Here is a 14,945-nt window from a genome sequence, read left to right as displayed (position 1 = left end):
TTCCCGCCGGAACCATCCATGAATGATCTAGGGCGAATGTCCCCGCAGATTCGGATAACTAATAGGAGGTGCTGTCATGCTGCTGGAAGCGATGTACCATGTTCCCCGCGACAAATGGGCTTACGCCTACGATGCCCGTACGATTCATCTGCGCGTGCGCACCAAGCGTGATGATGTGGACTATGTTGTGGCCCTCACCGGCGACAAATATGATTGGCAAAATACCTCTTATGACATCATCATGGAAAAAGCCGCCTCCGACGATAAGTTCGACTACTGGGAAGCAGCGGTCCGGCCAAAGTACAAGCGTCTAAGCTATACCTTCCGGGTCAGCAAGGGTATGGAGACGGTGTATCTGCTGGATAACGGTATCCGCTCCGAGTGTCCGCCTCCGCCCAATCATTACTACGAATTCCCTTACATCCACGGAATAGACTTGTTCAGAGTGCCCAACTGGGCCAAAGAAGCGGTATTCTACCAGATCATGACGGAGCGGTTCGCGAATGGCGACTCCTCGCTCAACCCTGAAGGTACTGAGCCCTGGGGCGGAGTGCCGAAGCTGGATAATTTCTTCGGAGGCGATCTTCAGGGGGTGCTGGACCATCTGGAGGATCTGCAGGACCTCGGCATCAACGCCATCTACTTCACGCCCCTGTTCGTATCCCCTTCCAACCATAAATATGACATCGTGGATTACAAAAGAGTTGACCCCCATTTCGGTGATAATGAGCTGCTCAAAAAGGTCGTCGAGGAGTGCCACAGACGAGGCATCCGTGTCATGCTGGACGCCGTATTTAACCATTGCAGCGATCAATTCCCTCCGTTCCAGGATGTGCTGGAGAAGGGCGAATACTCGGTCTACCGGGACTGGTTCCATATGAATTCGTATCCGGCGGCGATTGTTGACGGGATTCCCACTTATGATACCTTCGGCTTCTATGGCAATATGCCAAAATTCAACACCGCTAATCATGAAGTCAAGTCCTATCTGCTGGAGGTGGCCGAATACTGGATCAAGGAGATCAAGGTGGACGGCTGGCGGCTGGATGTGGCCAATGAGGTGGATCACCACTTCTGGCGCGATTTCCGCAAGGTGGTTAAGGCGGCGAACCCGGATGCGTACATTGTTGGCGAAGTATGGAGCGACTCCCTGACCTGGCTGCTCGGCGACCAGTTCGACTCGGTGATGAACTACCCCTTCTCGGGAACGGTGCTGGAATTCTTCAACGGCGGGATGGACGGCATCACCTTCGGCCAGCGGATCGGCGGGCTGCTTATGCGGTATCCGCAGCAGACGAACGAGGTGGTCTTCAATCTGCTGGGCAGCCATGATACCCCGCGCCTGCTGACCGTGCTGGGGGAAGACAAGCGGAAGCTAAAGCTGGCCGTAGTCTTCCTGTTCACCTTCATGGGCACCCCCTGCATCTATTACGGGGATGAGATTGGCCTGACCGGCCATGAGGACCCCGACTGCCGCAAGTGTATGGAGTGGGATGAGGCGAAGCAGGACCGTGAGCTGTACGACTTTTACCGGATGATGATTGCGCTTCGTAAAGAGCATGGCGCCCTGCGGGAAGGCCGATTCCGTATTCTCCAGGCGGGTCAGAATGATCCCTGCATCGTGTATGAGCGTACGGACGGGCAGATTCACTTCACGGTCTGGATGAACAATTCGCCGCAGCCCCGCACCCTCAGCCACCCGATGGAGACCAGCGACTGGGTGGATGCCCAGACTGGTGAAGCGGTCGTCCCTGAACAGGGGTTGATGCATGTTGTGCTGGAGCCGTACGGGTACAGAATTTTATATCGTCATATTGTAGAGGCTGAGGTAAATCTCTGACGTTGCTTCATTTCCTGCAGCAAACAGGCATTCCACCCATCACAAGAATCGGGGAATGCCTGTTTCGCGTGCAGCTTACTCTGCTGCAGCAGCGGTAATTGTGTTGTAAATGTCGATGTACTGCTGTGCCGATACATTCCAGCTGTAGTCGCCGGAGAAGGCGTTTTTGGTTACTTTTTTCCAGTGCTCCGGCTGGTTATAGAATGATACGGCGCGGCGGAGCGTGTGCATCATATCATGGGCGTTGTAGTCCTTGAACGTGAAGCCGTTGCCCTCGCCGGTAAATTCGTTGTAGGCCTTAACGGTATCGTTCAGCCCGCCGGTCTCCCGGACTACCGGGATGCTGCCGTAACGCAGCGCCAGCAGCTGGCTGATGCCGCAGGGCTCAAATTTGGATGGCATCAGGAAGATGTCGCTGGCGGCGTAGATTTTGCGGGATAAGGCATCATTGAACAGAATCTGGGAGGACAGCTTGGTCGGATAACGCCACTGTGCTTCACGGAACCAGCGCTCATAGACCTCATCCCCGGTACCGAGCAGGACGAACTGGATGTCATCGTAGTACAGCAGCTCATCCAGTACTCGGGTCAGCAGATCCAGTCCTTTGGAATCGACCAGCCGTGTAACCATCGCTACCATCGGAATGTAAGGTGCCACCGGGAGGCCCAGCTCCTGCTGCAGCCCCAGCTTGTTCTCGGCCTTCTTGGCCAGATTGGAGCGGTATTTGGTGAAGATGGCCGGATCGCTGGACGGGTTATAGCTTTTGGTATCGATTCCGTTGACAATACCGCTCAGCGAGTCTGAGCGCGAAGCCAGCAGTCCATCCAGGCCATAGCCGTAATACGGGGTCCGGATCTCATCGGCATAGGTCGGGCTGACCGTGGTGACATGATCACTGTAGACAATCCCGCCTTTCATGTAATTAATATTGCCGTAATACTCCACACCAAGGAAATAGCTGTCGTCCAGTCCGAGCAGCTCGCCAAGCACCGAATACGGGAATACGCCCTGATACAGGAGATTATGAATCGTGAACACCGTACGCATGTCACTGTAGAACGGATTATGGCGGTAATGCGCCTGGAGCAGCAGCGGGATCACCGCCGCATGCCAGTCGTGGCAATGCACCACATCCGGCTGGAACGGAATCGCCGGCAGGCATTCCAGTACTGCCCGGTTGAAGAAGGCGAACCGTTCGCCGTCATCCATATAGCCATAAATGCCGTCACGGCCGAAGTAATATTCATTATCGATGAAATAGACGGGAATCCCGTCCATCACCATCCGTTCAATTCCGCAATACTGATTGCGCCAGCCGACCGGGACCTCTGTAACAGCAATACGCTCCATCCGTGAGGCATACTTCTCAGGAATTCCTTTGTACTTGGGCAGAATGACCCGGACGTCGACTCCGGCGGCTTTGAGCGCCTTCGGCAGTGCGCCGATGACATCAGCCAGCCCGCCTGTTTTGATGAACGGATCGCCTTCCGCTGCGGCAAACAAGACTTTCATACCGTTGTCCCCCTTCAATATTATGAATATTTATTTTACGGACTTGCGTCCTGACTTCTTAAGCACCACGAATCCAAGCGGCGGCAAAGTGACCTCCACACTATTCGTCTGGTTATGCCACGGCGTCTTCGTGCTCTTGAGCGGTCCGTTATGGATGCCCGATCCGCCATATTCGGTATTCTCGGAGCTGAACAGCTCCTCATACGTGCCCGGACGCGGCACACCGATCCGGTAACCCCGGCGCTCCACCGGCTGGAAGTTAATCAGAATGAGCAGCGTATCGACAGGACGCTTCCCTCTGCGGATATAGGTTACCACGCTCTGGCCGCTGTCATCAGCATCAATCCACTGATAGCCCTCCATGTCATGGTCCAGCTCCCACAGGGCTTTCTCGCTGAGGTACAGCTTATTGAGTGCAGCCGTATAGGCCAGCATCCGCCGGTGGCTCTCATAATCCAGCAGCAGCCAGTCGAGCTGGTCCTGATCCTTCCATTCGATGAATTGCCCGAACTCTCCGCCCATGAACAGCAGCTTCTTGCCCGGATGGGTAATCTGGTAGCCCAGAAGCGTGCGCAGGCCGGCGAATTTCTGCTCGTACGACCCCGGCATTTTGTCGAGTAAGGACTTTTTGCCGTGAACGACCTCGTCATGGGACAACGGCAGTGTATAATTCTCGGAATAGGCATAACAGATCGGGAAGGTCAGCAGATTATGATGGTAAGGGCGTGCCCCGAAATCATGTTCTATGTAGCCCAAGGTGTCATTCATCCAGCCCATGTTCCATTTGTAATTGAAGCCGAGTCCCCCTTCATGCACCGGTGCGGTTACGCCCGGCCAGGCACTGGATTCCTCAGCCATCATCAGCGCCTTCGGGTAATACTCGAAGACGGTCTGATTCAACTGCTGAATGAAGCGGATCGCCTCCAGATTCTCCAGCCCGCCGTTCTGATTGGTTCTGAACTGGTGATGCTCTTTCTCGAAATCCAGCCGCAGCATACTGGTCACCGCATCAACCCTCATGCCGTCGATATGAAACATCTCGAACCAGAACAAGGCGTTGGAGATCAGGAATGAGGAGATTTCCGGCTTGCTGAAATCGAAGGACAACGTGCCCCAGCCCGGCTTCTCGGCCAGCATCGGATCGGCGTACTCATACAGCGGCGAGCCGTCGAACATCCGGAGGCCATGGGCATCCTTGGCGAAATGCGCCGGAACCCAGTCAAGGATCACTCCAATCCCGGCCTGATGCAGCTGATCGATCAGGTACATCAGCTCCTTCGGTTCCCCGAAGCGGCTGGTGGCCGCATAATAACCTGTTCCCTGGTAGCCCCATGATAAATCATAGGGATGCTCGGCAAGCGGCATAAACTCCACATGGGTATAGTTCATTTCAGTCAGATACGGAATGAGGAGACTGCTTATTTCTCTATAGGTATAGAGCTCACCGTCTTCCTTCTGCCGCCAGGTGCCCAGATGCATCTCATAGATGTTCACCGGAGACTGATACGGCCCTTTGCTCTTGCGGCGCCAAGCCGCGTCACCCCACTGGTAACCGTTCAGATCCGCTACAACGGAGGCGGTAGCCGGACGTACCTCCGCCTGGAAGGCATAAGGGTCTGCTTTGAGGAAGCTTGTACCATCCGCCCCTATAATCCTGTATTTGTAAAAAGTTCCCGGCTGAATGCCCGGAAAAAAACGACTCCAAATTCCCGAATCGGGTATCTTATATAACGTATCAAGTTCCGTTGTTCCATCCCAGCTGTTATGATCACCAGCCAGTCCTACATATGCCGCATGAGGAGCCCACACGGTAAAGCGAACGCCCTCCTGCCCTTCCTGGACGGCAATGTGCGCGCCAAGCATCGTATAGCTGCGATAATTCGTGCCCTCATGGAACAGATAAATATCTTCAGCGGACGGGAGGTTAACTGTTTTTGCAGAATCGGCCAAATCATCACCACCTTTGGATATAGGATGCACCTATTACATTACCCGAATCCAGTGCGTTTGAAAATGATTTTCAGAACAAATTCGGCAGTTTCAAAATAAAGAAAATGATTATGTAATTTTTTCAGATATACAGCAATATAATTCCCCTATGTCGTTTCAAGCGCCCGCCTAGCGTGTATATTACAAGCATTGACAAAAAAATGGGAGGGATAACACATGAGTAAGAAAGAATGTATCGCTATGCTCCTGGCAGGAGGCGAAGGCCGCAGATTGGCCCCCCTGACTTCCAGCATGGCTAAGCCTGCAGTCCCTTTCGGCGGACAGTACAGAATTATTGATTTTCCCCTCAGCAATTGCGTGAATTCCAAGATTGATACCATCGGAGTGTTGACCCAGTATGAAGCGGAGTCCCTGCATCAGCATATCGGTGAAGGAGAGCCGTGGGGCCTGCATAGCCGCAGTGACCGGGGCGTGAAGCTGCTCCCTTCAGGAGTAGACGGAAGAGACAGTTATACAGGAACAGCCGATGCCATTTATAAGAATATTGAATATATCGACAGCCAGAATCCGGAGCATGTCCTCATTCTCTCCGGCGACCATATCTACCATATGGATTACCGCAAAATGCTCGATTACCATATCGCAAAATCAGCCAAAGCCACGATCTCCGTCATGGAGGTCCCTTGGGACGAAGCGAGCCGCTTCGGCGTGATGAACGTGGATGCTGATTTCAAAATCTCCGAATTCGCCGAGAAGCCAAAGGTGCCGCAGAGCAATCTGGCTTCCATGGGGATCTATCTGTTCGAGTGGGCGTACCTTAAAGACCATCTTCTGCGCGATGCCGCGAACCCTGAGTCTGCTCATGACTTCGGCAAGGATGTCATTCCTTCCATGCTGGATGCGAATGACGAGCTGTTCGCTTACCGCTTCGAGGGCTACTGGAGAGATGTCGGCACGGTTGACAGCCTCTGGGAAGCACATATGGATCTGCTGCAGACCGAGGACGGGTTCAAGCTCGACAACTCCCGCTGGCCGATGTACAGCCGTGCACCGCGCACGAAGCTGGCCGCCATCCGGCCCCGGATTCAGACCCCTCCCGAGGATTGCCTGATCCACGAGACCTGCGCACTTGAAGGCAGCCTGCAGCGCTCCGTTATCTTCGGCAGTGTAGAGGTAGGCAGACAGAGCCGGATCAAGCAGAGCGTGGTGATGCCGGGAGCACGGATCGGCCGCGGCGTACTGATTGAGAATGCCATTATCGGCGAAGGCGCAGTGATTAAGGACGGTGCAGTAATCAAGGGCAGTGCAGACAACATCGTCGTTGTTGGCCCGCATGAGATCGTAGCCGCCAAGCCGCTGATCCGTACCCAGCCTTCCCGCCTGCTTCAGGAGGTCTATGAGAAGACCGGCCGCCTGCGGGCAGAAGGAATGCCTTCTTAATTAGCCGGGCGGTAAAAAACAAAAGGGATACATTATCGTCTGTTTGGACGATGCTGTATCCCTTTTGTGTGTTCAGGTGGCGTGTTAAGTATTCATTGGCGTCTCCGGTGTATCATCGAGCGGAAGAATGACCGTGACCTGCGTCCCCTTGCCCAGCTCACTATCCAGCTCCAGCTTGCCGTGATGCAGCTCGACAATCTGCTGGGAGATCGCCAGCCCCAGCCCGGTGCCGCCATTCAGCGAATCGACCTGGAAGAAGCGGTCCCGCACCCGGGTAAGATGAGCCGGGCTAATCCCGATGCCGCTGTCGCGGACGATCACCGCCATCTCGGTATCCGAAAGGGGCTGCGCAGACAAGACAATGCTGGAATCCTCCGGCGAGAACTTCACCGCATTGTCCACCAGGTTAAGGAATACCTGCTTCAGCCGGTTCGCATCCCCCTTGGTGAAGAGGATCTCCTCACATTCCAGCAGCAGATGAATCCGCTTCTTCTCAGCCTTGGCCCAGATATTCAGCAGGGTCTCCTGCAGCAACACCTTGATATCCACCCGTCCCATGGACAGCTTCATCTCGTTCTGCTGCAGCTTGGAGAAGTCGAGAATCTCCTCCACCAGCCCGATCAGCCGGTCGCTTTCCTTCGAGATAATACCCACGCCGAGCTTCGTCTCCTCAGGGTCATATCCTCCCGAGACCAGCGTCTCACTCCATCCCTTGATACTGGTCAGCGGAGTTCTCAGCTCATGCGAGATCGAAGAGATGAAATCATCCTTGATCTGGTTGCTGCGGACAATCTCTTCTGCCATATAGTTCAGTGTAGAAGCGAGCTCCCCAAGTTCATATTGGTATTTCCCCTTGATGCGGGTCGAGAATTTGCCCTCGGCCATCTGTGCTGACACTGCCGTAATAATATTCAGCGGCCGCACAATCGAATTGGCCAGACCGAAGCTGAACACCAGCACGATGGATAATACCGCCACACCGATGGCGATGGAGAGCAGCGTCAGATTGATCAGATCGGCGTTGACTCCCTCCATCGATGTCACATACCGCAATACATAAGTATCGTGAGCGTCAATTTGCACCATCTTGGAGACAGCCATCACACTCTCATTGGTTCCTGCCTGCCGGCCTACCCAGCGCCCGATTCCTCCGCCCACCGCCTCGGGAACATCGCTTGTGGTAATCGTCCGGTCCGGCTGGAAGCCGGTTGAACTGGTAATAATGTCGCCCTTCAGCGTCAAGATCTCAAGCTCGGTATTCTCCAGATAAAACAGCTCAAACAACCTCTTTATTTGGCTGCCCGACCGTTCGTCCGAAAACTTCGCAAAGTTCTCAGCTACACTCATCTGCGTGGTGATCTTACTGTAGATGCTGTCATAATAATACGTGCGGATCGCCAGCAGAAAAATCGTCTCAACGAGGAGAAGCGCCACAAAGACTACGAGAATATAGTGCAGTACAATCTGTCTGCGCATCCCCTTCTTGATCATTGGGCTTGGCCCTTCCATTTATATCCGTGGCCCCATACCGTCTGCAGGTATTCCGGCTCCGACGGGTTATTCTCAATCTTCTGGCGCAGGCGCCGGATGTTCACATCGACAATCTTGGGATCGCCCATATATTCCTTGCCCCACACATGATCAAGCAGCGAATCACGGCTAAGCGGCGTATTCTCCTTCTCCAGGAAGAACTGAACCAGCGAGAATTCCGTCGGCGTCAGCTCAATCGCTTCCCCGCTGCGCTTGAATTGCTTGGAGATCAGATCCAGCGTGAACGGTCCGGAATGGAAGGATACCTTGGCCGCCTGCTCGCGGTGAACATTAACCCGGCGCAGCAGCGACTGGATACGGGCGATCAGCTCGGTTGGACTAAATGGCTTGCTGACATGGTCATCGGCTCCGACCGACAGCGCATAAACCTTGTCCTGCTCCTGAACCTTGGCGGTCAGGAAAATAATTCCCAGCCGTTCGTTAGTCTCGCGGATGCGTCTGCACACCTCAAAGCCGTCGATGCCGGGTACCATAACGTCCAGCAGGGCGATATCAATATCATGAATGGTGGTCAGCTTATGCAGCGCCTCGTTGCCGTCAGCCGCCTCCAGCACTTCAAATCCGTTGCGTTTGAGATTAATGACAATAAAACTGCGGATGGATTCTTCATCCTCCAGTATCAGTACCTTACTCATCGATTCCCTTCCTTTCAATAGAGGATTTGATTCGTCCGTCCTCTTCTGCGATCGTATTCTGTTCCAGCTCTCCCCGGTATCCGATCATCTTGTCCAGATCACGGCCGAGCAGCTTCCAGCCTGAATTCTTCACCCGGTCCCATTCCGCTGCCGAGAAGAACGAGACCTCGGCGACAGTCTCCCCGGTATCCGACATAATGAACTTGAGCGATTTATTCTGTACAGACTTGGTATCTACGGTTACCCGCTGCTGCCATTCGGGAGCAAAATTAATGGTGAATCGGTCCAGCGGATCATTGTACAGCTGGGTGCTGAAGGTTAGACCCTCTTTTCCGTCCCATTTAAAATAAGAATTGAAGTAAGGGATCGTCTCAGGGTCGAAATATTCCCAGCCTTTGGGCGGCACCAATAGGCCGATCTCGATTATGCCGTCCTGATCAATATCCTCACTGACAATTTTGCGGTCCTTGAATGTCCGGTCATTCCCCGAGATGGCGACACGCAGCTTGTTGTTCTCCATCACCACTAGGGTGGTATAGGCAGAGTGGGAGTCGACGGCAGAATCCAGTACTATCCCTTCTTTGTTTGCAGCGACTTTTCCTGAGACAATATTGTAATAACTGTTGAAATACGGGTCCAGATTATCCAGTTCATCCACAACCCTGAAGCTGTCTGTATACTGATAAGTGGTTATAGTCACGAATTCATTGCGTTTGAAATGTACAACGGTAATATCCGGTACCCCGTCTTCATTCAGGTCGTCGATAATGTATTTGGTGTACGGCTTGGTCAGAATCTCCTCCAGCTCACCGCCGGAATAGCTGTAGACCACCATTCCCTTATCTTGTTCACGGGAGTATCCCGCCACAATATTCAGCTTGCCGTCGCCGGTTACATCCTTCAGCTCAACAGAATCCAGCTTCGTACCGTCACCGTCGAAGACGAGCTTCTTCACCCAGGCATCCTCCTGCTTCTCGAGGATCATGCCGTGAATAACCACTGCCTCATTCTTCGTCTCGTAGAAGACGAGCGTCTCCATAATGCCATTCTTGTCCAGATCCTCAGTAAAAATCGAGCTGTCATCATCATTGGCCGGACGAATTAGCGTACCGTCCATCGCCTTCAAGGAGGAATTGATCGCCGCCATCAGCGAAGCCTTGTCTGCGGACAGCTGCGGCACCCTCATCTGGGAGACCGGGTCACTGATGAAGGTACAGCCCGATAAGGCCAGCAGCGACAGAACGGCAACGGCCAAACCTCCGAGTAACCGTATATTGATCTTCATGAACCTCTCCTTACCGAACGCCCTGCCCGGTTCACAGGTGCAGCCGCTCCTGCGAGGCCAGGCGGCGTCCCTTGACATCATGCTTGATTCTTCCATTCTCCAGCACCCAGAGCCGGGTGGCGAACCGTTCGGCCAGTTCAATCGGCAGCACGGTCAGAACGATCAGGCCGGTCTCCTTGCATAATCCGCGAAGCGTCTCCAGGACGTTCTCCGCGCTCTTCGGGTCGAGGCCAGTGACCGGTTCATCGGCGAGGATGACCTTCGCGCCGTGAACGAGCGCGCGGGCAATCGCCACCCGCTGGCGCTCGCCGCCGCTGAGCTGGCCGGCCTTCAGCTTCGCCTTGTCCAACAGGCCAAGAAGTTCGAGCTGGTCCATGGCGCCCATGTAATCATCGGAGCGGACCATCCCGGTAACTCTGCGCCACAGCGGTGTCTGCTCGGCTTGTCCGATCAGCACATTCTTCAGTGCGGTCCGGTTCGGATTCAGCTCCGCGTTCTGCTCCAGATAGGCCCATTCCCTGCTGATCTTACGTTTGCCGGCGAAGGGGCTCTTCATAATATCTGTGCCGTCTATCCTGAAATTCCCTTTGTCCCACTTCTCGCGCAGCGCCAGACACTTCAGCAGGGTCGACTTGCCGCTGCCGCTTGCTCCAAGCAGGGCCACAAATTCTCCCGGCTCCAATTGAAAATTGATATTCTGTAATACCGGTGCTTTATCTTCCCCGACCGCTTTGGCCAAATGTTCAACTGTAATCATAGGTCAGCCTCTCCTGTCTTCGACTATACTCTATAGTGTACTCTGAAAGCGGGATCAAATTCCATGCGAGCACTCGTTCTTATCTTACCTCAAATCGTCTTCCGTGGCGAGAATAATAACCCGGCCAGTCCGAACAGAATATACAGACCGCCCATGACGGCAAAGACGCTGCCGCCCCAGCCGAACTGCAGCAGCAGGCCGCCGATGCCCGGGCCCGCGATGCTGCCGAGGCTATAATGGAAGGAAGACACAACGTTGGCTGCAGGCAGCAGGTTGCGCGGCAGAATATCTGCGGCATAACTCAGGCCTAGCGAGAAAAACGAGCCGACCAGCCCTCCGGATATCATCAGCAGCACCAGGGTCAGCCAGAAATCGCCGCCCGCCAGCGGCAGCAGCACGAAGGCCAGGCCGCCGCCTGTCCCGGCGCTGATGAGGATGGCCTTGCGGCCGTAACGGTCGCTCCAGATACCGAGCGGCAGCTGGAGCAGCAGCCCTCCGATGCCCGCGAACGGCAGCAGTGCAGCAATCTGGTCGGCACTGAAGCCGGTGCGCAGACCGTACACCGGGAAGCTGCTGTTCAGACTAGCTTCCATATAGCCATAGAGCAGCGCAGGAATCAGCGCATACCAGGCGAGCCGGTAGCTCCGGGCGAACCGGCTCGCCTGCCCTTCGCTGTGGTCCATTGCCTCCGGCCGGGAATCCGGCAGCTTCCAGCCGACCAGGAGCAGCGCCAGCACGAACAGCAGCGCGGTGATCAGGAACGGGGCCGCCTGCCCGAACCGCAGCAGGCTGATGCCCAGCGGCCCCAGGCTGAACCCGAGGCCGTAGGACATGCCGTAGAGCGAGAGGTTCCGCCCGCGGTGCTCCGCCGGTGTCATCAGCAGCACCCAGAGCTGGGCGGCGTAGTTCACGGCGGAGTCGCCGATGCCGACCAAGAGGCGCAGCACGAACCAGATTTTGACGCCGGGAAAGAGCGGAAACAGCACCAGAGCCGCCAGTACCAGCGCGAGGCCAGCAGCCATCAGCTTCTTGAAGCCGATCGCACCCAGTACCCGTTCAGCAACCAGGGTCATGGCGAAGGAGCCCACATAGAGCGCGGCTGCATTCAGCCCGTTCAGCGAAGAGGAGATTCCCTGCTGCTCCAGCAGAATGGACAGGACCGGCAGCAGCATCCCCTGGCTCAATCCGGCAAGAATAATGACGGTAATCAGAATGAGATAATTCTTTCTGCCGCTGTCCTTCAGCGGCTTAATACTTGAATCCGGCACAAATACTTCCTCCTGTGTATATCAGCGGTGATCAGAATCCTTACGTCCATAGGCAAACACGGAACATTATAGTGGACAACCTTCTTCAAAACAAGAGATAATATATAGAAGTGACTGATTGATGGAGGTGACCGGCCTGATGAATTATGAACTCGAAATTGATGTTTCCCCTGTATATGAACTGCTGGACAGCTTCATGCTATATGTGACCAAGAAATGGACCTCCAACCTGGAGATCGGTACCGACTGGATCCGGGAGGTGGACGGCCGCTTCACGCCCCAGCAGCTGACTGCCCTCAAGCAGGCGGCTGAATGGCCTTTTGACGATTACGATGTGCTCTATGCCTGGGCCTACAGCCGGGGAGATGCGTCCAAGGTGACGCAGTTCCTGAATGAGCTGGAAGCTTCCTCGCTGGAGGAATGCCTGGCGCGGACCGAGCCTTTTTTCCATAATATATCCCCTGACGAATGCGCGCGGATCAAGAACAGCTATCCACCGCTGCTGCGGATATGGTATGAGCATTACTTCCGCCAGGTGGAGCATACCCTGCTGCCGCTGCTGATCGAAGACGCCTCGGAAAAAAAGCTGCTGGAGAGCAAAATGGACATGGTCCCGCTGATTGAATATGCCTCCGGCGGCATTGTCATCGAGGACATTCCGGAGCTTCAGACCATTGTCCTGCTGCCGACGGTCCATAACCGTCCAATCAATACCTACTGCTTCTACAAGCATATGATGCTGGTCCAATACCCGGTGGATGTCCCTTCCGAGAATGAAGAAGAGCCGCCGATGGTACTGCTCCGCTTAACTCAGGCCCTCTCGGATCCGACCCGGCTGAAGCTGCTGCGATTCGTGGCGGGTGAGCCGAAGTCCCTGTGGGATATGCAATCGGAGCTGAACCAGTCCCGGGAGATGCTGATGCACCATCTGCTCAGTCTGCGGGTCGCCGGGCTGCTGCGGGTACATCTGCGCGGTGAAGGCACCGAACGCTACAGCATCCGGCCGGACGGTGCCTCCGAGCTCCAGATGTTCCTGGAGTCCTACATCCGCATCTAACGACTAACTATAGGAGTGAGCCTCATGAAATACTTGCCGCAACAAATCATCTTTGATCTGGACGACACTCTGGTGCATTGCAACAAATACTTTGATCTTATTCTGGGACGCTATTTCGAGCTGATGAACGGCTGGTTCGGCGCTTATGGCCCCTCGATGAGTGAATTCCGCAGCAAGCAGGTCGAGATTGACGTAGAGACCGTCAGCACCAGCGGGCTGGCCAGTGATAATTTCCCGAAATCCCTCATTGCCACTTACCGCTATTTCTGCGGCAAATATAACCGTATGCCTGAAGCTCTCGAAGAGCAGCAGCTGATGAAGCTTGGAATGAGCGTGTACGATCAGGAAGTTGAAGCCTATCCCGGGATGGTCGAGACACTCGATACCCTGAAGCAGGACGGGCACTCCCTCTACCTCTATACCGGCGGTGATGATGCCATCCAGCAGCGCAAAATCGCCCAGATGAAGCTGGACGAATACTTCGATGACCGGATCTATATCCGCCAGCATAAGAATGTGGAGTCTCTGGAGCAGATCCTGAACACCTACCATTTTGACCGGAGTATTACCTGGATGATCGGCAACTCCCTGCGGACCGATGTGCTTCCCGCCCTGACGGCCGGCATCAACAGCATCTATCTGAAGCAGCAGAACGAATGGCTCTACAATCTGGTTGAGCTTCAGCGCGAAATGCAGCAGTCGGTGATGACCATCTCTGCCATTGACGAGGTTCCTCCGGTCATCCGCATGGCCGCCCTGCGCGAGCATCACGGCTGAATGCTGAGGACCACCCGCCTCCTGCCTGCCGGCAGGATGTTACAAATGGCATAGGCAGCCTGCCGCGGTATGATTATACTATTGGAGTAGATTTCCATATCGCGCAGGAGGCTCCTTCATGAACAAACCCAAGCAATCCAGGAATACCAAGGCAAGCGGACGGCTGCTCCCTATGCTGCTTGCCGTCATTGTTGTACTGCTGGCACTGATTCTGGTCTTCGTTCTGACCGGAAGCAGGTCCTCCGGCACGGCTGAGCTGGACAACCTCCCGAATTACACCGATGTGAAAGGCAAGATCGTGGTGGACGGGCTGAAATACGAGAAGCAGCCGCGTCTGGGCAGCGATGAGGCCAAGGTGAAGGTGATTGAATTCGCCGATTTCAAATGCCCGGCCTGCAAAAACTGGACTGAGTCCTATCTGGATACCTTTATTAAGGATTATGTAGACACCGGCAAAACCCAGCTCTATTTCATGAACTTCGCCTTCATTGACCGGGATTCCTATCTCGCCGCCAGTGCCGGAGAAGCCGTCTACAGACAGAGCAACGAGAAGTTCTGGGAATACCTGCACAAGCTCTATGCCAACCAGGGTGATGAGAGCAAGATCTGGGCCACCCAGAAGTTCATCCTCGGGTTCGTGAAGGACAATATTGAAGGCATTGACTACGGGCAATTCGAGCAGGATCTGAAGAACCATACGTATATGTACGATGTCAAGGAAGACTTCAAGATCGCCGGCGCTTACGGCGTGAACGGCACACCTAAGTTCATGGTGAACGGCGTGCTGCTGCCCGATTCCTCTTATGAGGGCCTGAGCGCCGCGATTGAAGCAGCCTTAAATGCTGCACCGTAATGCAGTCTTAATGCTAATGA

General features: G+C 54.6%; 12 protein-coding genes. 5 read left to right on the top strand and 7 right to left on the bottom strand.

The window, feature by feature from the left end:
• The first annotated feature begins 76 nt into the window (after positions 1-76).
• Complete coding sequence (locus K1558_RS11055; protein WP_238651625.1) at positions 77-1,840, top strand: alpha-glycosidase; 1,764 nt, start codon at positions 77-79, stop codon at positions 1,838-1,840.
• 75 nt (positions 1,841-1,915) lie between these two features.
• Here K1558_RS11055 and glgA read toward each other — a convergent pair whose 3' ends face one another.
• Together glgA and glgB are read right to left on the bottom strand one after the other, a co-directional pair.
• Positions 1,916-3,352: a glycogen synthase GlgA gene (gene glgA / locus K1558_RS11050; RefSeq protein WP_238651624.1), complete on the bottom strand. Its 1,437-nt coding sequence runs from the start codon at positions 3,350-3,352 to the stop codon at positions 1,916-1,918.
• A 30-nt stretch (positions 3,353-3,382) separates the two neighbouring features.
• Entirely contained in the window at positions 3,383-5,302 is a 1,920-nt protein-coding gene (glgB, locus tag K1558_RS11045; RefSeq protein WP_274528522.1) for a 1,4-alpha-glucan branching protein GlgB, read from the bottom strand.
• Between the two features lie 216 nt (positions 5,303-5,518).
• On the opposite strand from glgB, the gene K1558_RS11040 reads away from it, so the two are divergent.
• Positions 5,519-6,742: a glucose-1-phosphate adenylyltransferase gene (locus tag K1558_RS11040; RefSeq protein WP_238651623.1), complete on the top strand. Its 1,224-nt coding sequence runs from the start codon at positions 5,519-5,521 to the stop codon at positions 6,740-6,742.
• Between the two features lie 84 nt (positions 6,743-6,826).
• Here the strand turns inward: K1558_RS11040 and K1558_RS11035 are convergent, their stop codons facing one another.
• The 5 genes from K1558_RS11035 to K1558_RS11015 form a co-directional block, all read right to left on the bottom strand.
• Positions 6,827-8,233: a sensor histidine kinase gene (locus K1558_RS11035; RefSeq protein WP_238651622.1), complete on the bottom strand. Its 1,407-nt coding sequence runs from the start codon at positions 8,231-8,233 to the stop codon at positions 6,827-6,829.
• Positions 8,230-8,928, bottom strand: coding sequence for a response regulator transcription factor (locus K1558_RS11030; RefSeq protein ID WP_238651621.1), 699 nt, complete (start codon positions 8,926-8,928; stop codon positions 8,230-8,232). The genes K1558_RS11035 and K1558_RS11030 overlap by 4 nt, the downstream gene beginning before the upstream one ends.
• On the bottom strand, positions 8,921-10,213 hold the full coding sequence (locus K1558_RS11025) for a hypothetical protein (protein ID WP_238651620.1): 1,293 nt from the start codon (positions 10,211-10,213) through the stop codon (positions 8,921-8,923). Before K1558_RS11025 ends, K1558_RS11030 begins: the two co-directional genes overlap by 8 nt.
• Positions 10,214-10,244: 31 nt before the next feature.
• Positions 10,245-10,970, bottom strand: a complete 726-nt coding sequence (locus K1558_RS11020; RefSeq protein ID WP_238651619.1) for a phosphonate ABC transporter ATP-binding protein — start codon at positions 10,968-10,970, stop codon at positions 10,245-10,247.
• An 89-nt stretch (positions 10,971-11,059) separates the two neighbouring features.
• On the bottom strand, positions 11,060-12,214 hold the full coding sequence (locus K1558_RS11015; RefSeq protein ID WP_274528533.1) for an MFS transporter: 1,155 nt from the start codon (positions 12,212-12,214) through the stop codon (positions 11,060-11,062).
• A 163-nt stretch (positions 12,215-12,377) separates the two neighbouring features.
• Here K1558_RS11015 and K1558_RS11010 point away from each other — a divergent pair, with 163 nt between their 5' ends.
• From K1558_RS11010 to K1558_RS11000, 3 genes are all read left to right on the top strand, one after another.
• Positions 12,378-13,295: an ArsR/SmtB family transcription factor gene (locus tag K1558_RS11010; RefSeq protein WP_238651618.1), complete on the top strand. Its 918-nt coding sequence runs from the start codon at positions 12,378-12,380 to the stop codon at positions 13,293-13,295.
• A gap of 24 nt (positions 13,296-13,319) precedes the next feature.
• Entirely contained in the window at positions 13,320-14,072 is a 753-nt protein-coding gene (locus K1558_RS11005; protein ID WP_238651617.1) for an HAD family hydrolase, read from the top strand.
• Positions 14,073-14,190: 118 nt separating this feature from the next.
• On the top strand, positions 14,191-14,925 hold the full coding sequence (locus tag K1558_RS11000) for a DsbA family protein (protein WP_238651616.1): 735 nt from the start codon (positions 14,191-14,193) through the stop codon (positions 14,923-14,925).
• Positions 14,926-14,945 lie beyond the last annotated feature (20 nt).

The organism is Paenibacillus piscarius (genome assembly GCF_022234545.1).
Classification (GTDB): domain Bacteria; phylum Bacillota; class Bacilli; order Paenibacillales; family Paenibacillaceae; genus Paenibacillus_AQ; species Paenibacillus_AQ piscarius.
Note: the sequence above shows the minus strand (reverse complement) of the source record. Positions and strands in the feature narration are given on the sequence as shown.